The organism is Thermodesulfobacteriota bacterium (assembly GCA_036397855.1).
In the GTDB taxonomy this organism is placed as follows: Bacteria; Desulfobacterota_D; UBA1144; order Nemesobacterales; family CSP1-2; genus DASWID01.
Genome location: DASWID010000042.1, coordinates 1 through 21,735 on the forward strand (window position 1 = coordinate 1; position 21,735 = coordinate 21,735).

Sequence of the window (21,735 nt, forward strand, 5' to 3'; positions counted from 1 at the left end):
AATTCATAACTAAGCATTAAAACTTTCATATTATTTCTGGTCCTTCTTAACCGAATATGCTATGTAGGCTAAGTATAATTCTCGGCGAGAATCTTCCGATTCCTTAACCATTATAATTTGAAGAATAATAATTATCCACACAATGCCAGAAATACCTTTATCAGCAGAGAATATAAATTTTGAATTCGCTATCGCGCATGAAAATTTGCTAGCCGGATACTATTATGGTAATTTCCCCAAGCTGAAAAAGTTTTGATGGAGGAAAAAAGCGAAATTGGCAAAGATAAGTTTTATACATGCACGAGAGATACTTGATTCTAGAGGAAATCCGACCGTTGAGGTAGAGGTACGCTGTGATGACGGTGCCTTTGGAAGAGCTGCAGTCCCTTCTGGAGCATCGACCGGAGTGCATGAGGCAATTGAGCTCAGGGATCAAGACAATAAAAGATATTCGGGCAAAGGGGTTCAGGGGGCCATAAAAAACGTCAACGATGTTATTGCGACAAAGTTAATCGGTACCGACATAACCGCTCAGGTCTCCATTGATCGGACAATGATTGATCTGGATGGAACCTCAAATAAATCAAAGCTGGGAGCAAACGCTATTTTAGGGGTTTCTCTTGCCGTTGCAAAAGCTGCTGCAGATTCCAAAGGGCTACCTCTATTCCGTAGCATCGGAGGATCTTCAGCAAATACTCTCCCTGTCCCTCTCATGAATATTATAAATGGTGGAGTACATGCAGATAACAACCTCGATATACAGGAATTTATGATAGTTCCACTTGGATTTAACTCGTTCTCCGATGCGATTAGAGCGGGGGTTGAGGTCTTTCATAATTTAAAATCGCTTTTAAAGAAAAAGCGTTATTCCACTTCGGTAGGAGACGAAGGTGGATTTGCTCCAAACTTGAATTCCAATGTAGAAGCAATCGAATGTATAGCTGAAGCAATCACAAAGGCTGGATATAAATCGGGTAAAGAGGTTTATCTTGCGCTGGATATCGCATCCAGCGAACTCTACAAAAAAGGGAATTATACGATTGAAAATAAGAAATTGACTACAGATGAGGTAGTAGATTTATACAGAAATTGGATTAACAAATACCCAATCATATCAATTGAAGACGGAATGGCTGAGGACGATTGGACTGGGTGGAAAATTCTTACAAAAGAGCTCGGGAGTAAAGTACAGCTTGTAGGAGATGACATTTTTGTTACAAACCCTACGAGATTAAAGAAAGGAATTAAGGAAGGAATAGCAAATTCTATCCTTATCAAAGTTAATCAAATCGGAACACTTTCAGAAACTCTCGAAGCGATGAGAATCGCTTCAAATGCAGGTTACACCCAGATAATATCTCACCGTTCGGGCGAAACCGAGGACTCAACTATAGCCGATATTGCAGTCGCCACAAACGCTGGACAGATAAAAACCGGATCTGCCTCAAGAAGTGATCGAATGGCAAAATATAATCAGCTTTTGAGAATTGAGGAAGAACTGGGAAACGAGGCCAGGTTTTTGGGGAGATCTGCATTTAGGGTCTAAACTTTCATATTCTGAATCGAGTTTCGCATGACAAATCTAACACTCATATTAAAGAGTAGAAACGAAATATTTTTATCCTCTACAAATAAAACATCCGGCCGATCGTTCTGTCCTGTTTTGTTTGAAGAAAACATATCGTAATTTTCCGTGACGCATGGCGGCGCAAGAAAACACCGCTTATCGTCTATGTTAATAATATGGCTTATTTTCGATAGTCGGGACTCTCTAGTCCCGATTCAATCGTGTCGAGAATAGCGGAATTAAACTTAATAATTTTTCATGTATAATTACCATTCGAGGCGACATTACAGGATTGACATATGGCAGCAAAAACCTTATTCGATAAAATTTGGAAATCCCACGTCGTTTATGAGGAAGAGGGTCAACCAACTCTTCTCTACATTGATTTACACCTTATCCACGAGGTTACCTCACCACAAGCCTTCGAAGGCCTCCGCCTTTCGGGAAGATTGATAAGAAGGCCAGACCTGACATTCGCGACCAAAGACCATAATGTACCAACAAGCGCAAGAACCTTACCAATTGATGATCCTATATCGAAAAAGCAGATGGATACGCTAAGAGAAAATTGCAAAGAATATGGAATCGAATTATTTGGCCTGAGCATAAATAGTCATTTACAAGGGATCGTGCATGTAATTGGACCAGAGCTTGGACTCACAAAGCCGGGAATGACAATTGTTTGTGGTGACAGTCATACTTCAACTCATGGCGCTTTTGGAGCCCTGGCTTTTGGTATTGGCACGAGCGAAGTGGAACACGTCCTTGCAACTCAATGTCTTAGACAAAACCGACCCAATGTCTTTGAGGTCAAGGTAAACGGGGTTAGATCAAATGGCGTCACCGCTAAAGATATAATCCTGAGTATCATTGGGAACATAGGAACAGCGGGTGCAACTGGAACAGTTATTGAGTATAGAGGAGAGGCTATCGAGGCTCTATCAATGGAAGAACGGATGACAATTTGCAACATGTCAATAGAAGCTGGTGCACGAGCAGGGATGATAGCTCCAGATGAAAAAACCTTCGAGTACATTGAAGGAAGACTTTATGCTCCAAAAGGGATTAACTTTGAGGAAGCAGTTTCAGAATGGAAAGAACTGAAGACAGACGAAGGCGCAGTATTTGATAAGTCCGTTACATTCGACGCATCTAACATAGCTCCTCAAGTGAGTTGGGGGACTAATCCGGGAATGGTTACAGATGTAGTAGGAATTGTTCCTGACCCAAATTCTTTTCCCGATCCGGAAATGCAAAAGGCGGCCAAAAGCGCTCTGGAGTATATGGGGCTTAAGCCAAAGACACCAATTCAAGAAATTGTGTTAGATAGGGTGTTTATTGGTTCCTGCACAAATTCCAGAATTGAAGATTTAACCGCGGCAGCGAAAGTGGTAAAGGGCAAAAGAGTGGCCTCAAACATAAGGGCAATGGTGGTGCCGGGATCTCAGATGGTTAAATCCGAAGCCGAGAAGTTAGGTCTTGACAGGATCTTTAAAGAGGCGGGATTTGAATGGCGTGAATCTGGATGCAGTATGTGTCTAGGGATGAATCCTGATATACTCGCACCGGGAGAGAGATGTGCAAGTACCTCAAACAGAAATTTTGAAGGGCGTCAGGGAAAAGGTGGTAGAACCCATTTGGTAAGTCCGATAATGGCCGCTGCAGCGGCGATTGAGGGACATTTTATAGACATACGAGATTGGGACTTAAATAGAGATCTTTAAAAGGGAAATTTATGGAACCGTTATCGATTGTTTCAAGTACAGTAGTTCCCCTAGACAAGATGAATGTGGATACTGATCAAATCATTCCTAAACAGTTTCTGAAGCGCATCGAGCGAACAGGTTTCGGCGAGTTCCTGTTTTATGACTGGAGATATAGTGATGATGGATCTATAAATCCAGAGTTTGTATTAAATAGGGAAAGGTATAAAGGAGCAAAGATACTCCTTACAAGAGATAACTTTGGAAGCGGGAGCTCTAGGGAACATGCTCCCTGGGCCCTTAGGGAATATGGATTCGAAGTTATTATCGCCCCCTCATTTGCCGATATTTTCTATAATAATTGCTTCAAAAATGCGATATTACCAATCACTCTTCATAAGAGCACAGTCGATGAGCTTTTTTCGAAAGTTCATTCTAAGAATGACTACTCACTAACGGTAGATTTAGAGCGACAAACCATAACCGATGATGAAGGATGGGTTATCAATTTTGAAATAGATACATTCAAAAAGAGGGCTTTACTGGAAGGACTAGATGATATTGCTCATACCTTACAACATGAGGAAAGGATCGTCGTTTATGAACAAAAGATGTGGCATGAGCGGAAATGGGCATTTCCGCAAATAGATACTTGAAATATAATTATCTCGCCAAGAGAATCCCTTGATATTAAGATAAAATACCTTATTGTATGCCTAAATATGAAGGAAAAGATATTGTTCAGAAGCTGTTATTTAGCTAATCAGTTAATTCAGAGCGTTAAGTTTCATACTTAAAGTATTACCTTAAGCCAAATCCATTATTTTCCCGCAACTCTTAAACAAAAAAATTATTTTCAGAGGATTCATCCACAGTTTTTAAATCATTCATTTAACAATTCAGACCTCTCACCAACCGACACCTGCAAAAATAATGGATAATTATCTTTAAACTGTCTTAGTCCCATTAAATAGTCAAACTATCCGCGAGCTTCAGAAGCCATCATGCTATAAAAACACAATCCACACAGTCATGCCAGAGAAATAAACCAAAATCGGTGACAAAAAAGTGCGCTAAATTCATGTCATTGAGTCTGTAATCGTCCGCGAGGCTAAGAAAGGCAATTTATTTAGATGTTACCTCTTTCTCAATATAAGATTCAAAATAATTGTTATTATCAAACTGATAATGATCGATGAAGCTAGAGGAAAGAAAAATGTAAAGCTATCTCGTTTGATAAGGATATCCCCAGGCAACCTTCCAATGAAGGGGATCTTCGGGGATAATAAAATCAACGACCCTAACACCACAAGGAATATCCCCGTTATCATTATTATTTTCCCTAAAGACTGAATTTCCATTCACCCAATCCTCTTGATATTTATCTTTACAGTAAATTATATAATGGTAAGCTTTAATCGCAATCTATCAGGAACATTGATAAATCCGAAATTGAAGGTACTGGAATTTTAGAAAATAAAGATTTAATCTATCTAATAAATATATTTGACGAAAATGTAGAATTCAACAATGAGTTCAATTGAATTAAAAATTACTCCAAAGCTTCTCCAACAACAACGTCTCATTCTAACTCAAGACCTGCAGCTTTTCTTAAAGCTCATACAAATGACGACTATTGAACTTTCTGAGTATCTTGAAGAACAACTGATTGAAAATCCAGCATTGGAAGAGATCCAAGAAATAAGTGACAAGGTCGAAACCCGTTCAGAAAACCCGACAGATCCTAGACTCGAAGACACGAGCCCCTTACCAAATATAAATGATGAGGTACCTTTTACGAGAGATTTCAGCGGTGATAGAGAAGATGACTATTCCTGGGAAAACAGTGTCTCTTCGACTGACTCTCTTATAGACTATCTAAAATGGCAGCTTGGACTCTCAGATTTAACAGCTTTTGAAAGGCATATCGCATCTATTATAATCGGCAATATAAACGAAGATGGTTATCTTGAGGCAGGGTTAGATGAAATTGTTTCAATGTTGGCCAACTCGATTCGTGAATCGGATCGAGACTTAAAGTCTAATTCGTTGATTGAAGACAACGATCCAGAATATTCTCCGGCGCCAGCCGAATTCGATATGAGCATGATCGAGGCCGTACTAAAAAAAATTCAATCGTCGTTCGACCCTCCGGGTGTGTGTGCCAGAGACTTGAAAGAATCATTAATAATTCAATTGAAGGAACTGGGGTACAAAGATGGTGGAGTGGAAACAAGCATAGTAAATAATCACCTGGATGATATCGGTAAGAAGCGATATGACGAAATCGCTAACAACTTGGGTATTACAGAAGAAGATGCAAAGAAAGCCGTAGATGTTATCTCAAAGCTTGAGCCAAAACCGGGACGACCGTTTTACTCCAAGGATTTAGAGAAATACATAGTCCCCGATTTTTATATATATAAGGTCGGAGATGAACTGCAATTGCAGTTGAATAGAGACATCCCGAAAGTTAGGGTTAGCCATTACTATAAAAACCTTATAAATGAAGGCAAACTACCATCAGATGTAAAAAAATATATTAAAGAAAAGCTTGAGTCAGCTCAGAGAATAATAAAATGTCTAGAAGAACGGGATTCAGCGATCAGGAAAGTTATAGCCAGGATAGTCGACTATCAGAAGGATTTTTTCGAACACGGTCGGGAATACATAAAACCTTTAAGATTAAAAGATATAGCACAGCACGAGGATGTTAATGTACACGAATCAACAGTAAGTCGAATAACGAGTAGGAGATATATTTACACTCCACAAGGATTAATTGAACTTAAATCTCTATTTTCGAGGAAAATAGAAACTTCGGTCGGAGACAGCATCTCATTCGAGCGTGTAAAGTCGATTCTTAGAGATATCATTGATAATGAATTACCAGAAAGCCCGTATTCAGACGAGGATATTTCAAGGATACTTGAACGAAAAAAAATAAAGCTCGCTCGAAGGACAATCTCTAAGTATAGAAAGATGCTAAACATCCCACCTTCACATGAGAGAACATCAATGAAGGGATGAGAAAATGAAAATCACAGTAACAACAAGACACATTCACGATCAAAAAAAATCTGAAAGTCTGAGACAATATATTCTGAAAAGGATTAAAAGAATTAACAGATACATGAATCCGGATAAAGATCCTTCAGAACTGAGATTTGTCCTGTCCGTAGAAAAATTCAGAAATTCTGTGGAACTGATTTTAACTAGCGGTAATTTTAAAGCCACTTCATCGGTCAATTCCGATGCTATGCATGTAGCTATTGACAAATCCATTAACTCAATAATTAAACAACTAAAAAAACAAACTGATAAAAAGATTAAGACAAAAAGGAGAGAAAGTAAAAAGATAAAACCTGCTCTCTCACCAGATCAGCCAATTGAAAACAAAGACGCTGGTACTATTCGGATTAGGAAGCTCTCCAAAAAACCGATGTCGGTTGAAGAAGCATTCTTGCAATTAAATTTGTCTCATTTTGGATTTGTTGCATTTACAAATAGCGAAACCGGAGCAATGAATATTCTGCATAAAACAAAAGGAGGAACCATAGAATTAATAACCCCATAGTGGCTCAAAAACGGGTCTTGGGGATAGCGGATGTTTTAAGGAAGGAATCCGTAATGTTAAACCTTAAAACTAAGGCTAAACCAGATGTAATTCGGGAACTCGCGGAACCAGTAACCGAACAGTATCCGAATTTAAGCAGAGATAACCTGGTTTCAGTTCTCCTTGAGCGTGAAAAACTATGCAGCACCGCGGTCGATGAAGGCGTAGCTATCCCCCATGGGAAGATAAGTGGTCTATCAAATATAATAGCGGCTTTTGGTAGGAGTGTTGAAGGAATCGATTTCGAATCACTGGATGGTAATCCCACTCATCTATTTATATTGTTGTTAGCTCCCGAAAGCTCCTCAGGTATTCATCTAAAGCTCTTAGCTAGAATTTCCCGGATCTTTAAAAATCCTGAATTCCGCTCTCGACTAATGGAGGCACAAACAGAAGAAGAGCTCTATAGTATAATTATTGAAGAAGATGCAAAGATCTAATGCAAATACCCCTTTTAAGGTTCGAGAGTTATATAAATCATGGGGAAAAGATCTAGCACTCAACATAGTTGTCGGTAAGAAAGGGTTTAATCGAAATATTGAATTAGACAGGGTTCAGAAACCAGGTCTAAGGATGATCGAATCCAATATCCAGCTAGAAGACGGGAAAATACAAATCTTTGGTAGAACAGAGTTAAATTACCTTGAAAGCCTTACACCGGTCAAACAGAAAAAGATCGCAGATATTCTCTCGGAGAAGGACATCCCCTGTTATATCATCTCTAAGGGCTTGTATCCGCCAGACCTACTGAAGAAAGCACTTGAAAGGAAAAATGTTCCATTATTCATCACCGACTTGTACACGGGGAGACTGATCTCAACACTAAATTATATACTTGAGGAAAGGCTTGCACCGTTTATAACCCAGCACGGCGTGCTTATGGATATACATAGTCTAGGGGTACTCATACTGGGTACAAGCGGCATCGGTAAAAGCGAATGTGCACTCGACCTAATTTTAAGAGGATCCAAATTGATTGCAGATGACATCGTTGAAATAAGGAAGATCGGCGTATCGAAATTAATCGGGAGTGGTCCAGGAAATATACGGCACTTAATGGAGATTCGAGGGATAGGAATAGTTAATATAAAGGACCTATTCGGAACCACATCAGTTATGGATAAAAGGGAAATCGATATGGTAATAGAGATGTCCCAGTGGAACCCTGAAAAAGACTATGATCGTCTGGGACTGGATCAGAGAAGTTACAAAGTGATGGATGTTGAAGTTCCATATCTTGTTATACCGGTAAGCCCAGGAAGAAATACCTCTACCGTGGTCGACGTCGCTGTAAGAAATCAACTCATTAAAAAAAAGCATAATTCTGCTCCTGTGGAAGATTTCATTAGATAATTAATCAATCAAAAAAGGAATAATGATGGATCGTCTTTTGATTTTAAGTGGAATGTCGGGGTCAGGAAAAAGCACAGCTATGAGGGCACTCGAAGACGTTGGCTATTATTGTGTTGATAATCTCCCTCCTCCGCTACTTGTTAACTTTATTGATCTACGTTCTACGTATTTGGGTCAAATGGCAAAAGCCGCCCTCGTGATAGACATAAGAGAAGGGGATTTCTTCAATCATTCCATAAACATGATAGGAGAACTCAGAGAGAAGGGATACAATTTTGAGATACTATTCTTAGATTCTTCAGATGAAGCACTTGTTAAACGGTATAAAAACACCAGGAGAAAACACCCCCTTTCCACAGATGGTAACATACTTGAAGTGATTTCCAGGGAAAGAAAGATACTTTCAATCGTATCCAAGATTGCAGACCACTTAATCGACACGTCTTCTTTAAACGTACATGAATTAAGAGCATTGATTCAAGATAGATTTGGCGAATCGACCAACAGCAAGATTTATGTTACTTTAATGTCATTCGGAACAAGTTATGGTTATCCCCATGACGCAGATATTGTAATAGATGTCAGATTTCTCACAAATCCATATTTCATTGAACACCTAAAAGACTTAAACGGATTAGATAAGGAAGTGATAGAATTCGTCATTGAACAGGAAGATACAATAAAGTTTATTGACAAGTTAGTTGATCTTTTTGAATTCTTGATCCCGAGATACAAAAAGGAAGGTAAAACTTATCTTACAATAGCAGTTGGGTGCACCGGAGGTAAACACAGATCAGTAGTCATGGTTAATGAAATTTCGAAAAGGCTAAAACAGTTTTCCCCAAAGGTGAGTCATAGAGATATACTCAAGAACTAAGGCCAAAATATGGTAGGAATTGTAGTAGTTACGCATGGCAAATTAGCCGATGAGCTCATTTCGGTCGTAAAATTTGTTATCTCCGGAAATCCGAATGTAAAGATCGAAGGCTTATCTCTTGATCAGGGTATGGAATTTGAAACCTTTACCCAGAACATAAAAAAAGCCATAAAAAAGGTGGACGAGGGAGATGGTATCCTCCTTGTGACGGACATGTTCGGGGGTACTCCCTCGAATATCAGTCTCACCTTCTTAGAGGATAAGAGGGTCGAAGTTATTTCAGGAGTAAATTTACCCATGCTGCTTAAGCTTGCCACACTTTCTTCTTCCATAACACTGGATGAAGCAGTTAAAATTGCCGAGACTGCTGGTAGAGACAATATTATCGTCGCGAGCAAGCTTCTTGATAAAAGGAAATGAGATTACACAAGTACTAGGTTGTGTCGCAAGATATTGTTAACTTTTTATAATTTAATTATTATGTTATATAAATTATATACTGTGTTCTAAATAACATCCTAAATAAAATCTAAAATAAGGATCAAAAGAGAATGAAAATAGAGGATTTTGATAAAATAGTAGAAGTGTGGGAAAGGCACATTTTGGTTGAGACTCTCGAAGATTACTCACTTGAGATCGGACATGATGTCCCAAAGGAATTTGCAGCTATTGCCCTATACCTTGACTCCACAACCGTTAGAGCAGCTGGTGAAATACAGGAATACTATGAGGGATACAGGCAAGCCGCTAGTGACATACTAAATTTCATGGGCGTTGAATTGGTGGAGGATCATGAGATGAAAACCATCCACATAAAACGAACGGTTACAGAACATGACAAACAAGAAATATTAAAGAAGTATATCTGGGAATAATTTTTATCCACATTTCTCAAAATAAATTCCGAATCTATCTCAGTACAATAAAAAATTCATTCATTTAGTTTACTCGATGAAACTCTCTGATAAATTTGACCACTTTCTTATCGATTTAGATGGAGTTGTCTATATCGGCGAAAAGCCTATTTCTGGCTCTATAGAAACCCTGTTAATTTTGAGAGATCTTGGGAAAAATTTGATATTTCTCACAAATGATCCGAGAAGTTCGGTTAATGATTATTCAGAAAAGCTAAACAAGTTTGGTTTCCCCGCCGAACCGCAGGATATAATCACTTCATCTATGGCAACAGCATTCCACATTAAGTCGACTCACAGAGACTTAAAACACAAAAGAGCGTATGTAGTTGGAAGCAAAGCACTAAAGGACGAAATAAAGGGGATAGATCTCGAACTCGTTAACGGCGAGGAGGGCAAAAAAGCTGATTTTGTGATAATTGGCGGCTACCCAGGTTTTCATTATGAAGAAATAAAAATAGCATCTCTTGCGATCAGGCATGGTGCATACTTCTACGCTACAAGCCGAGATCCATATATACCGACGGACGAGGGGTTAGTCCCTGCAACAGGCTCAATGCTTGCTTCAATTGAGGTCGCATCAGGACAGAAAGCAATCGTTGGTGGAAAACCGGAGCCAATAATATTTGAAGTAGCAATCACAAGAAGGCACTTACATCCAAAAGAGAGGCTCGCAGTGATCGGCGACAGACTGGACTCTGACATAATCGGAGGAAAGAATGCTGGTATCACAACGATTCTTGTTCTTAGTGGTTCAACAAAAGAGGGAGATCTCCACAGCAGCGATCTTATCCCAGATTACTTAATACACGATTTAACAGGGCTGCTATCAGAAATAGACACTGCCTGGAATAGCAAAATACAAGGGAGGTTACCATAAATATGTTGTCATCTTTCACACCTCTACACACAATTAATTACCTGCAGATGCTCACAAAATATCCAAATAACTAAGGGAGTACCATGCCTAGGCTAAGTGTAAATTCGATTAATCTAAATTACGAACTTGAAGGAAACGGTTCCGTAGTGGTATTCATCAATGGACTAACGATGGATGTAAATGGTTGGTACTTCCAGGTCCAAGAATTCTCAAAAAGACACCGAGTCCTTAGGTACGACTGCAGAGGACAAGGAAAATCTGACAAACCGGATATGGAATATCCCCAAATTATGCACGCAGAGGACCTGAAAAATCTTATGGATAAACTCGATATTGAGAAGGCCCATTTAGTAGGTCTTTCGAACGGCGGTATGATTGCACAGCATTTTGCCCTAAATTTCCCACATAAGGTTGGTGCCTTAGTGCTCGTCGATACCTGCAGCTACATTGACACACTACTGGCTTCAATCATTGCAATCTGGATAAAAGGGACACAGCTTGGTGGAAGCGAATTTAGGTATGATATTACCATACCATTTATATTTTCTGAAGATTTCATAAAAAAGAATAAAGAGGCCCTGGTGGAAATGAAAAAAATGAGCTCAGAAATTAACCCTCCGAACGCTATTATCAACCTTGCTAATGGGTGCCTGAAGCACAACACAAACGACAGACTTTCAGAAATTAAAGCACCAACACTGATCATCGTCGGAGAAGAAGACATCCTTATTCCGATGAAGTACTCGAAATTGCTTAATGATGGAATCAAAGGATCTAGGCTTGTTATAATGAAAGGGTCTGGGCATGTTCCTTCAATAGAAAAACCAGAGGAGTTCAACAGAATCGTTTTGAACTTCTTGCGTGAATATAATTTTATTGAAACCTAAATACCTGTTCGATGAAGGTTACTAAAAGAGATCTGCAAAAGAAGGATTTATTAGAGTGGTGCAGTCTATAATTGCACTGGAAATATTTTGTTAGAGAAGTTTAATATCCAATAATACAAGACCTTCAGGCCAAAAACATATCATATAATCAAGATTCCTGCAGCAAGCACCGGGGTATCGGCAGATACAAAGATAATTCCCACGGTCATTGACCAAGGCCTTTGCACCCGACAAAGCCCCAGGAATTGCGGCGGCAGGCTATATAAAAGTTGGTTATGCGGCTTCTTATGATCTCATTTTGTGGCACCATTCCTTCAAGCTAACTACACTCGTTGGAATTGCACCGATACTCATATGGACAACGTGGCTCTTCTATACACAAAGAAGAGTGAAGCCAGAAAGTACTATTCCTGAAAATCTTTCTTCGTTTTAATTTAATTGACACTGAAGATAAATAATATTGAAGGCTTGCGAAACGTTACTAATATCGAAAATTAACTTTTGCTAATATAATAAATAATCGCTAACCCAATAGAGATTCTCATTTTTTCGATTTCCAAACAAAGATCCCCTTTCTATCGATATACCCCCAATTTTTATCATCAATTTCTACCAAGGCTAACCCACCGTCAAATTTTATTGCTGTTTTGAACTGCGGCTCGATTTCAATTTGTCCTGTTTTGTCAATATACCCCCATTTCCCGTCAACTAGCACCGAAGCTAGACCTTCCGAAAAATCGCCCGCCTTCTGGTAAACGGGCTCTATGACTATTTTGCCGCTCTTGTCAATAAATCCCTGCTTACCTCCCTTTGTGATAGCAGCAAATTCTTCCGAGAAATGCTTTGCTTCATCGACACTCGGATCGATTATCACCTTGCCCGTTTGATCAATATAGACGTATTTCCCATCCCATTTGACGCAGGCAAGGCCCTCCGAAAACCCCTCTGCCCAATCGTATATTGGACCTATCGTAATACTACCACTCCTATCGATGTATCCACCTTTCCCGTCTATCACAACCAAGGCCAATCCGGCAGAAAAGCTGTAAGCCTCACCGAAATTAGGAGGTATTACCATATAGCCATTCTTATCAATATATCCCCACCAGCCATTGATCTTAACACCTGCCAAATCTTCAGAAAAGTAAGAAGCGGCGTCAAACCTCGGTTCGATGACGAAATCTCCTGACTTACTTATATATCCATAGTTATCCCCTATCTTTACATGGGCAAGCCCTTCAGAAAACTCGTGTGCCTCAATAAACTCCGGTTTAACGGCAAACACCTCCCGACGACTTATGTAACCCCACTTTCCGTCTGACTTCACTAGCGCCCTTCCGTCTGAAAACCTAAGTGCCCCTTCATATTTTGGACTAATTATTTTTCTTCCCCTTCTATCTATATATCCCCATTTTCCATCAATCTCAACAGGAAAGAGATTAACAGAATCTTGATCTATCATAGTTTTGCCATTCTGTTGTGCGCACGATAAAAGGAGGAAAACAATCAGTATTTGAAAGCAGATAAATTTCTTCACTTATAAACTCCAACTTATTTAATTTGATTAAATAAACATATTCAAAGATAAAATTCACCGAAAATCATAATTAAGATCCACAACCAAATCAAAAAATTTAGAGTATAGATTTATTTGTGATAAAATAAAATATTAATAAGGCTTAGGATGCATAGCATGAGTAAAATACGTATCATCATTCCATTTATTTGTTTGATTACAGGTTGTAGTACCTTTTATCCCTATAGAGATGTTAAGCCCGACAAAGATACGCAAACAAGAGAATATGAACGTAAAACCGAGGAAGCAGTCCCGCCTATAACCAAGGGAAAAAAGCCGCCTTTACCCGGTGAAAAAGAAACAGTCGAAGCGGAGAATGTTTTTAATGCATCATTTACAGATGTCTGGTTCGCAACCCTGGAAGGAGTTCAGTGGATAAAATGGTCTCCGGCTTTTATGGATGAAAAGACTGGTGAAATAGTTTTGAAAGAGGCTTATGTGTACAAAAAGTCAGGCAATATCATCAGGGCATTTACATGGCCATTTGGGCAAATTCAGAATTTTCCAGATATCGATGATTACCTTAACAAAGTCGCATTTTATAACACCAGCTCGAATGTTGACAGGCCCGTATTCTCACAGGAAAGCATGAGAATTAAAGTAATCAAGTTATCAAACACTAAAACAAAGGTCGATATTGATTATACTATCAGGCCATATTTAGACTCCGCCACTTTTGCAGAAGAGATCAAATCAAATAACTATATCGAGACGCTTTTATTGGTCAAAATAAAAGAGAAACTGCAAGGTAGTTACATTAATACAAGCTATCTTGAGAATTAATGAGTAGTTCAAAACAAGCAATCAAGAAACACTTTTGAAAGCTTTAACGGCATCCTTTGCGTTTATCATCCCCTTCCTTCTTGCCTGTACCAGCACGCCCATCTTACCCGAATGCTTATTATCATACATTAGCTGATGTGCCTTCGGAATATCATCGTATGTTAGAGTTTCGGAAATCACCGGTTTAATAATGCCCTTCCTTACTAATTCGTTGGCTCGTAGGCACTCCAAAGCATTGGCAAAATGAGACCCGATTATCCTTTTCTGATGCATCCAGAGATGTCGTACATCAAACATCAGGTTATACCCTGTAGTTCCAGCGCAGATCACAATTCGACCAAACCTGCTGCATACAAAAACGCTTGTCGGAAACGTTGCCTCTCCAACATGCTCAAAAACGACGTTCGGATTCCTCCTCACTCCGAGTATATCCCAAATTGCGCGCCCAAAGCGTTTCATATCGCTAAATCTATTCGCGTGCTCTTCAGGGGTTTCGCCATTTTTATACATCAGATGCGGGAAATCACTTCTGTTTATAACTCCTTTTGCACCAAGCTCCATACAGAGTTCTGCTTTATACTTAGACGACACAACGGCTATCGCGTCGACACCAAGCATCCTACAGATCTGTATCGCGAACACTCCCAGTCCACCTGCTCCACCCCAAATCAACGCTACCTCGCTTGGCTGCAGCTTAGCTTGCGTAATAAGCATTCTATAAGCAGTAAAATAGCATAAACCATATGAGGCAGACTCTTCCCACGTAAGATGATCTGGCTTAGGTAGTACCTGCTGGGCCTGTACTTTGGTAAATTGAGCAAATGAGCCATCAGGAGTTTCATATCCCCAGATCTTCTGCCCGGTGCTCGCCATCGGATCATAGGATATAAAGTCAGAAGCGGACTCTGTTCCTGTGGAATGCTCCTCGCTTTCTACGTTACAATGTAAGATAACTTCATCCCCCGGTTTCCAACTCTTAACATGGGACCCAACCCTCCATACAATTCCAGAAGCATCACTACCAGCAATGTGATAATCGTGTTTATGGATATCTAAAACAGAGATAGGTTCTCCAAGCCCAGCCCAGACACCATTGTAATTTACCCCTGCAGCCATGACCAGGACTAGAACCTCGTTAGGCCCGATATCGGGAACTGGAACTATTTCTTTTTTGAAAGACTTCTTAGGGTCACCGTGCCTTTCCTTTCGTATTACCCACGCATGCATGTATTTGGGAAGAACTTCCAAATCGGGTACTACACCTACTGGAATTGGCTCATCAATTCCTCTACTACTCTCCTCATAGGCGATGGTTTCCATATCAATGCTTTCGACATCAGATTTTTTTGATTGCTTAGAAAGCCGTTCTCCCTTAGCCATTTTCTCTCCTTTTAACCTCGGTTTTAGGTCTTATTTGTGATTCACAAGAGTTGGACGCGACGTAATTTTAACAAGCAAAAGGGAAAAAGCAAGTGTGAGATTCAAGTCTCAACCGATACATACAATTACGGAGCAGCAACACTGGTCGAAAGATAAATCTATTATGCGAAGTCTCGTCGAGAATAGATCCTGAGGAGCCCCTCAAGCACCATATAAGCCCATCTTTCTAATAATTTCATCCATATTTATTTTAGCAATTTCGTTTGCGTGTACGGTCCCATTATGCACAATTTTCCTCACTTCTTCCATTCGGTTCTCATAATATCCGCGCTTCTCACGAATTGGCTCTAGCAGGTCATTTATAGCAGTTGCGAGCTTTTTCTTTACCTCTACATCGCCGACCTTGCCTCCGCGATAGCGAACCTTTAAATCCTCGACTTCCTGTTTATTCGGGTTAAAAGCATCGTGATAAATGAATACAGGATTACCCTCTACCGTCCCTGGAATATCAGCTCTTATACGATTTGGATCTGTATACATACTCCTGACCCTTTGTTCGACTGTCCTGGAGTCATCCGAGAGATAGATACAATTGTCAAGGCTTTTACTCATCTTCCGATTTCCATCGGTCCCAACAAGACGCGGTGTCTCACTAACAATTGCCTCAGGTTCTACAAAAAATTCTCCGTACAAATGATTGAACCTCCTTGCAAGTTCACGAGTTAACTCCAAATGGCTTAGCTGATCCTCTCCTACCGGAACCTTCGTAGCCTTAAACATCAAGATGTCTGCAGCCATCAAAATTGGATATCCGAGTAAACCAACGGAATAGTTCTCTCCTACGCCCATATCCTGGGCCTTTTCCTTAAGTGTTGGTATCCTCTGAGACCTTGGAACCGTACAGAGCATTGAAAGGATAGTATAGAGCTCTGTTATATGGGGAACCTGTGACTGGACATAGAATGTGGATCGCTCCGGATCCAGTCCAATACTTAACCAATCAATTACCAATTGTAAAACGTTATCCTCTACCTCTTTAACCTTATCGTAGTGTGTAGTGAGCATATGGAGATCGGCTATCAAAAAATAACACTTATACTCATCCTGATACTTTATTCGATTTAACAGTGAGCCAACAAAGTGTCCTAAATGAAGGCGTCCGGTCGGGCGGTCACCTGTAACTAGGATCGGTTTATCATCGGGCATTGGTTAGCTTTCCTCCTTTTTTGCCTGATTGAGTATGTCTGATTTCTTGATGTTTTCAATAAAGAATTCGGCTGCTTTTCGTAATTAAGTCGATGATCGCCTTCTCTTATTTAGAACGAATCAAAATTTTATCAACTTTGTCTATCTTCTTCTTAAAGTCATTAAACAGACGCATCTGAGCAAATGCCTTCATTTTATTTTGCTCGTATAGATTTGGATATCTTTCAGAGTCTAGCCTAAAATAAGATTCTTCATAAGCATCTGTAATGTATCTAGCAGAAAGCTCTAGCATCATCATGACTACCCCTTCCGGAATAGAGTTAATTTCTTCTCTTGTCATAAAAACGGCAGTACTCAGGTAACCTGACATCATACATCGAAACGTATCAAGATCGAATAGGTCATCTTCTCCATCTACCTCCCTGAACTTATGACACCAGCTTCTAATCGCATCTCCAATATCGATGACGATCTTGTTAGTCCCCAACGTATCAAGATCAACAATGGCAATTGCCTTTTGACCTCTTTCATCAAAACGAATGTTATTTAGTTTAAGATCCCCGTGTATGATACGTTCAGGCAAATCCTTGATCGAATCCTTGATCTTTTCATACTGTATCAGTATCACCTCAGTTAGTGAGGAAAGAGTCTTATACTTATCGGTACTTTGATATAGCAGAGTAACTTTCTTTAAACTCTCCATGATTGACTGGGTATCATGAAAATTGGGTATTTTATGAAGAAATTTATAATCCAACCCAGTTAATGCATTATGAAATTTCCCAATCAAGGCGGCAGCGTTTTCTGCCATTTGATTATTGATACTGTATTCATATGTCTTACCCCTTATATATGTGAGCATGCGCCAAGTCCCGCCTTCAGAATCGATCCTTAGGTCCCCTTTCATTGTTCGAATTGGCTTTGGCGTAATGATATCCGCTTTTTCCAAATGCCTTGTAATTACCTCGATATCCTCCAATACAGCAGGCGTAAAAATCTTGTGGAGCTTCTGCAATATATATTTATTATTAATAGATTCCTCTCCAGTTTTTGATAATACTGTTACCAGAAATGTCTCATTAATCCTGCCTTTACCGTAGGGTGTTATATTATCTACATCACCGATATCGAATTGCTTGGCAATTGATAAAATGTCAGTCATACCCGTCTCTTTTTATATAGGTTATCCGATATAGACAAACAATATACTATAGTTTTATATGGTATAGGAAAACTCAAAAGGTTCGATCCCCCGCCTTTGTCCTCCCCCTTTAATTTAAAGGGGGAGGATTGAGGAGGGGGTAAATATTTAAGGCCAGGAATAAGCCGATCTGATTAAATTCATAGTAAAATGTTTTTAATATGATGAACAAAAGAGAAAACCGGATTTTAACAATAGGGCACTCGACTCGAAGCCTCGATGAACTCATTGAGGTTTTAACATGCTATAACGTAGCAGCCCTTGTAGACGTCAGACACTTTCCCAGATCTAAACGAAATCCTCAGTTCAATAAAAATAATCTCGAGATTAAACTACCAGAGAACGGCATTCGGTATTATTGGATCGAAGAACTTGGTGGTTTTAGAGAGGGTGGATATGAGAAATATATGGATTCGGAAGACTTTAATTTGGGTGTAAACAAATTGATGGAAATAGCTAAACAAAACCAAACAGCGATCATGTGTGCAGAGGTTCTCTGGTTCATGTGCCACCGCAGCTCCATTGCCTCTGCGCTAACAAAAAAAGGATGGGAGGTGATTCATATTTATGATGAAAAGAGAACACAGATTCATAAGCTCAGAAAAGAACAATAGTCGAAGGATTGTTTCTTTGTATCAAGACAAAGAAAAAAATAAAGATTGATCGATACCCGAATAATACCTTGTTCTAAATTGTTGTATTATGTTTCGACTTCCTGCCCTTCCTCATCTACATCTTCTTCAACCCCTTCTTCAAAACCGATCTCTTCGTCCATCTCCCGCTTGATCTCCTCAAACTCATTCTCAATCTCTCTCAGACGCTCTTTGCTGAGCTTTATAAGCTCTGCTGCTTCTTTCACCTTTTCAAGCCCTTCCTCGACATCGACTGATTCTTGTGTATCAAACCATTCGGCTATCTCGGAGAGCCTCTTTAGATTCTTGTTGAGACCTTTTCTATCAGTCTTTTTGCTCATTTTTGTGCACACCTTTAACCTTGGAATCGATCACGCCATCTGAGACCTGAGTATTCAGCGAGGCCCCTATTTGGACATCTCTTATACCTCTCACCACCTTTCCTTTATGTCTCGTAATACTGTAGCCGAGGCGAAGCTGGCGAGCCGGGTCGTTCAAGCGCACTGTATTTTCAAAAAAATCCAGTTTTTGGCTTATAAAAGACAATTGAGATATGAAATCTGGCGGAAGAGAAATCCGCCAAATGCCGGTGATATAATCATCAAGAGTCATGACTGAACGTAAAAACCCCCTCTTTATCGATACTACAACATCCTTTATAATCTTTCTATTCATTAAGATTGAATACCTGACCTTTGCGATGCTCGTCTTTAATGTTTGCTCGAGTTCTCTATAAAAATCGAATATTAAATTCAATCCTCCCTGAACCCCAGATATTGTCTCTTCTAATCGCATCTGTGTTTCTTTTAATGCATAGCTGTATTGTTCAAGAATATCCCTCTGATATTTTTCGATCGTATTTTCAGCCTGCTCCCACGACTTGTTTAGCAGATTAGCTGTAGCTGTTGGTGTGGACTCCATGGCATCCACAGCCAGTGATACAAGAGGCACATCCAGATGGTGACCTATTCCGGCTATCACCGGAACTGGAAAACTTGAAACCTCCCTCACCAGAGCCTCATTGTTGAAAGCCATCAAGGATTCGAGCGAGCCTCCCCCACGTATGATCACAAGTGCGTCAATATCTTGCTTTCTGAAAGACTTCATAGAAAGTAGGAGCTCCTTAACTGCCTGCTGACCCTCAACCCTTGAATCCATTATCTTCACATGGAACCCATACTTACCCAGATTATTAATGAAATCATGAATGACTGCGCCACGGATAGATGTTATAACACCGATTCTATTTGGATAATCGGGTATAGGCCTTTTCTTATCTATATCAAAAATTCCCTCGCCTGCTAATTTCTTTTTCAATTCCTCATACGCCTTTCTTAATGCACCCTCACCCACTATCTCGATTGCATCCGCCTTAAAAGTCAGCCTTCCTGTCGGCTCATATATATCCGGACAGCCAGTAGCAACGATCTCCATTCCATCTTCTAATTCAACGCCATATAACTCATAATTACCCTTCCATATCACACAATAGATGACACTTTCCTTATTTTGATCCTTGAGAGAAAAGTAGACATGCCCTCTTGAACTTTTGCTTACCTGGCCCACCTCTCCGATAATACTTGCATAAAAACGACGCAAGTTTTCATTTAAAAACTCTATGTATTCCGCAACAGGAATTGGCTGATCTACTTCTCCTACTTGATGAAAGATTGAGTCTTTACCTATTTGCATAAATTCCGAGTATCCTTATTTATGCTATTTATTATACAACAACATAATTCCAATACCTACCTGAAGGCCTCGACCTCTAATATTTGTCGTGTAAAATCTATTGTCTTAATTCCCTTATACAGATAGATTTCTATCTAGAATGTCAGAGAATATATACACAGGATCATCAAGCAGCACATATATATCTGACTTCGTGTTTGCAGGGATTGATGGGGCTGTAACAACTTTCGCCGTGGTATCGGGTGTCGAAGGGGCATCACTTTCCGCATCAATCGTGCTTATTTTAGGCTTCGCCAATCTCCTGGCCGACGGTTTCTCAATGGCCGTAGGGAACTACATGAGCTTGAAATCAACACACGAATATATTCAGAAAGCAAAAAGGATAGAGGAGTCTCACATAGATAAAGATCCAGAGAAAGAGAAACATGAAATTAGAGAAATATTCAGAGAAAAAGGGTTCACAGGCAAGCAGTTAGATGATGCGGTCGACATTATTACGAGCGATAGAAAGATTTGGTTAGATACGATGATGAAAGATGAACTGGGAATAATTGAAGAACACAAATCACCCTTAAAAGGCGCCTTTGTAACCTTTTTCGCTTTTAACATAATCGGGATTATCCCGCTTCTCGCATACTTATTTTCTCGCTTTTCTAACTCAATAAACTCGGAAGCCTTTCCAATATCAATCCTTTTGACGTCCTGCGCGCTGTTCATTGTTGGCTCGATCAAAGGTAAGATTGTAGAAACCAATTGGATCATCTCAGGAGTAGGAACGCTATTTATGGGTGGTGCCGCCGCCGTAATTGCATATTTAGTGGGACATTTCCTTAGAGGTCTTGCTATGTAGACAATCCATCCAGACATATTGTATTATATAGGATCATTAAAGGTGGCTATTTGATGAATCAAGCGGAATATGTTACTAAATTACGCAAAAGGAGTTAATATATGAACACATTTAACCTTATCGTTCTATCAATACTGTCTTTAATATTGATTATTACTACCCTCGAATTTTCCTTTTCGGAGAATCGCCACGAACCAGATCAATCAATTTCCGTAACAGATAGTCTCGAGGAGGAAGAAGATCAGGTTAATGAGGACCTTTATCATGGTGATGAACAACAGGACGAGGCCCAGGATGAAGAAAAGAACGAGTTTGTAGGTGGAAGTGAAGAGGGTGAGTTAGACTCCGAGCTCAGCCATGATGAGCAGGATGTTGAATATCAAGAGCAAACTGAAGATGAAATCGACGCCATCGAAGAAGACATAAACGAACAGCCCTAAATAGGAAATATACTTCTTTTCTTGGTCCGAAAAACTCAATTAATAACCCTGCAGGAATCTGCACGGAATTCGCTAGTTTAATCGGCATTCCAAAAATTGCGTTAAGAGGATGAATGTCATAGTCAGTCATGCTGAACTTGTTTCAGCATCTCTTATTTCCATTAGATCCTGAAATAAA

Annotated in this window: 24 protein-coding genes; 17 read left to right on the plus strand and 7 right to left on the minus strand. The window is 39.7% G+C overall.

Features of this window, described 5'->3' with window-relative positions:
- The first annotated feature begins 274 nt into the window (after window positions 1-274).
- From eno to leuD, 3 genes are all read left to right on the plus strand, one after another.
- Window positions 275-1,546 carry a phosphopyruvate hydratase gene (eno, locus tag VGA95_03350; GenBank protein HEX9665573.1) on the plus strand — a complete coding sequence of 424 codons (1,272 nt, stop codon included), beginning with the start codon at window positions 275-277 and terminating at the stop codon, window positions 1,544-1,546.
- A 320-nt stretch (window positions 1,547-1,866) separates the two neighbouring features.
- Window positions 1,867-3,291 carry a 3-isopropylmalate dehydratase large subunit gene (gene leuC, locus VGA95_03355; GenBank protein ID HEX9665574.1) on the plus strand — a complete coding sequence of 475 codons (1,425 nt, stop codon included), beginning with the start codon at window positions 1,867-1,869 and terminating at the stop codon, window positions 3,289-3,291.
- An 11-nt stretch (window positions 3,292-3,302) separates the two neighbouring features.
- Window positions 3,303-3,926 (plus strand): 3-isopropylmalate dehydratase small subunit, encoded by a 624-nt coding sequence (leuD, locus tag VGA95_03360; GenBank protein HEX9665575.1) that lies wholly within the window; start codon window positions 3,303-3,305, stop codon window positions 3,924-3,926.
- A 480-nt stretch (window positions 3,927-4,406) separates the two neighbouring features.
- Here the strand turns inward: leuD and VGA95_03365 are convergent, their stop codons facing one another.
- Window positions 4,407-4,631: a DUF2905 domain-containing protein gene (locus VGA95_03365; GenBank protein ID HEX9665576.1), complete on the minus strand. Its 225-nt coding sequence runs from the start codon at window positions 4,629-4,631 to the stop codon at window positions 4,407-4,409.
- 169 nt (window positions 4,632-4,800) lie between these two features.
- Here VGA95_03365 and rpoN point away from each other — a divergent pair, with 169 nt between their 5' ends.
- The 10 genes from rpoN (at window position 4,801) to VGA95_03415 (ending at window position 12,230) form a co-directional block, all read left to right on the plus strand.
- Window positions 4,801-6,300, plus strand: coding sequence for an RNA polymerase factor sigma-54 (gene rpoN, locus VGA95_03370; GenBank protein ID HEX9665577.1), 1,500 nt, complete (start codon window positions 4,801-4,803; stop codon window positions 6,298-6,300).
- Between the two features lie 4 nt (window positions 6,301-6,304).
- Window positions 6,305-6,847 carry an HPF/RaiA family ribosome-associated protein gene (locus VGA95_03375; GenBank protein ID HEX9665578.1) on the plus strand — a complete coding sequence of 181 codons (543 nt, stop codon included), beginning with the start codon at window positions 6,305-6,307 and terminating at the stop codon, window positions 6,845-6,847.
- Window positions 6,847-7,326, plus strand: coding sequence for a PTS sugar transporter subunit IIA (locus tag VGA95_03380; GenBank protein ID HEX9665579.1), 480 nt, complete (start codon window positions 6,847-6,849; stop codon window positions 7,324-7,326). The genes VGA95_03375 and VGA95_03380 overlap by 1 nt, the downstream gene beginning before the upstream one ends.
- Window positions 7,313-8,239 (plus strand): HPr(Ser) kinase/phosphatase, encoded by a 927-nt coding sequence (hprK, locus tag VGA95_03385; protein HEX9665580.1) that lies wholly within the window; start codon window positions 7,313-7,315, stop codon window positions 8,237-8,239. Before VGA95_03380 ends, hprK begins: the two co-directional genes overlap by 14 nt.
- A 22-nt stretch (window positions 8,240-8,261) precedes the next feature.
- The gene (rapZ, locus tag VGA95_03390; protein HEX9665581.1) at window positions 8,262-9,116 is read left to right on the plus strand and encodes an RNase adapter RapZ; all 855 of its coding nucleotides are present in this window, start codon (window positions 8,262-8,264) and stop codon (window positions 9,114-9,116) included.
- 9 nt (window positions 9,117-9,125) lie between these two features.
- Window positions 9,126-9,536, plus strand: coding sequence for a PTS sugar transporter subunit IIA (locus VGA95_03395; protein HEX9665582.1), 411 nt, complete (start codon window positions 9,126-9,128; stop codon window positions 9,534-9,536).
- Between the two features lie 131 nt (window positions 9,537-9,667).
- Window positions 9,668-9,991 (plus strand): hypothetical protein, encoded by a 324-nt coding sequence (locus VGA95_03400; GenBank protein HEX9665583.1) that lies wholly within the window; start codon window positions 9,668-9,670, stop codon window positions 9,989-9,991.
- 76 nt (window positions 9,992-10,067) lie between these two features.
- Entirely contained in the window at window positions 10,068-10,910 is an 843-nt protein-coding gene (locus VGA95_03405; protein HEX9665584.1) for an HAD-IIA family hydrolase, read from the plus strand.
- Between the two features lie 83 nt (window positions 10,911-10,993).
- A complete protein-coding gene (locus VGA95_03410; protein ID HEX9665585.1) occupies window positions 10,994-11,797 on the plus strand; it encodes an alpha/beta fold hydrolase in 804 nt (267 codons plus the stop codon).
- A 208-nt stretch (window positions 11,798-12,005) separates the two neighbouring features.
- The gene (locus VGA95_03415) at window positions 12,006-12,230 is read left to right on the plus strand and encodes a hypothetical protein (protein HEX9665586.1); all 225 of its coding nucleotides are present in this window, start codon (window positions 12,006-12,008) and stop codon (window positions 12,228-12,230) included.
- Window positions 12,231-12,338: 108 nt separating this feature from the next.
- Here VGA95_03415 and VGA95_03420 read toward each other — a convergent pair whose 3' ends face one another.
- Window positions 12,339-13,259, minus strand: coding sequence for a WG repeat-containing protein (locus VGA95_03420; GenBank protein HEX9665587.1), 921 nt, complete (start codon window positions 13,257-13,259; stop codon window positions 12,339-12,341).
- 231 nt (window positions 13,260-13,490) lie between these two features.
- On the opposite strand from VGA95_03420, the gene VGA95_03425 reads away from it, so the two are divergent.
- Complete coding sequence (locus tag VGA95_03425) at window positions 13,491-14,156, plus strand: hypothetical protein (GenBank protein ID HEX9665588.1); 666 nt, start codon at window positions 13,491-13,493, stop codon at window positions 14,154-14,156.
- Window positions 14,157-14,177: 21 nt separating this feature from the next.
- Here the strand turns inward: VGA95_03425 and ccrA are convergent, their stop codons facing one another.
- From ccrA to VGA95_03440, 3 genes are all read right to left on the minus strand, one after another.
- A complete protein-coding gene (gene ccrA, locus VGA95_03430; protein HEX9665589.1) occupies window positions 14,178-15,536 on the minus strand; it encodes a crotonyl-CoA carboxylase/reductase in 1,359 nt (452 codons plus the stop codon).
- 201 nt (window positions 15,537-15,737) lie between these two features.
- Entirely contained in the window at window positions 15,738-16,742 is a 1,005-nt protein-coding gene (trpS, locus tag VGA95_03435) for a tryptophan--tRNA ligase (GenBank protein ID HEX9665590.1), read from the minus strand.
- Between the two features lie 106 nt (window positions 16,743-16,848).
- Window positions 16,849-17,904: a phosphotransferase gene (locus VGA95_03440; GenBank protein ID HEX9665591.1), complete on the minus strand. Its 1,056-nt coding sequence runs from the start codon at window positions 17,902-17,904 to the stop codon at window positions 16,849-16,851.
- A 200-nt stretch (window positions 17,905-18,104) separates the two neighbouring features.
- Between VGA95_03440 and VGA95_03445 the strand changes: the two genes are divergently transcribed.
- Complete coding sequence (locus VGA95_03445) at window positions 18,105-18,557, plus strand: DUF488 domain-containing protein (GenBank protein ID HEX9665592.1); 453 nt, start codon at window positions 18,105-18,107, stop codon at window positions 18,555-18,557.
- An 86-nt stretch (window positions 18,558-18,643) separates the two neighbouring features.
- Here the strand turns inward: VGA95_03445 and VGA95_03450 are convergent, their stop codons facing one another.
- Together VGA95_03450 and xseA are read right to left on the minus strand one after the other, a co-directional pair.
- Entirely contained in the window at window positions 18,644-18,916 is a 273-nt protein-coding gene (locus tag VGA95_03450; protein ID HEX9665593.1) for a hypothetical protein, read from the minus strand.
- Window positions 18,900-20,267 carry an exodeoxyribonuclease VII large subunit gene (gene xseA, locus VGA95_03455; GenBank protein HEX9665594.1) on the minus strand — a complete coding sequence of 456 codons (1,368 nt, stop codon included), beginning with the start codon at window positions 20,265-20,267 and terminating at the stop codon, window positions 18,900-18,902. The genes VGA95_03450 and xseA overlap by 17 nt, the downstream gene beginning before the upstream one ends.
- A gap of 139 nt (window positions 20,268-20,406) precedes the next feature.
- On the opposite strand from xseA, the gene VGA95_03460 reads away from it, so the two are divergent.
- Both VGA95_03460 and VGA95_03465 read left to right on the plus strand, forming a co-directional pair.
- On the plus strand, window positions 20,407-21,117 hold the full coding sequence (locus tag VGA95_03460) for a VIT1/CCC1 transporter family protein (protein HEX9665595.1): 711 nt from the start codon (window positions 20,407-20,409) through the stop codon (window positions 21,115-21,117).
- A gap of 101 nt (window positions 21,118-21,218) precedes the next feature.
- The gene (locus tag VGA95_03465) at window positions 21,219-21,557 is read left to right on the plus strand and encodes a hypothetical protein (protein ID HEX9665596.1); all 339 of its coding nucleotides are present in this window, start codon (window positions 21,219-21,221) and stop codon (window positions 21,555-21,557) included.
- Window positions 21,558-21,735: the final 178 nt, after the last annotated feature.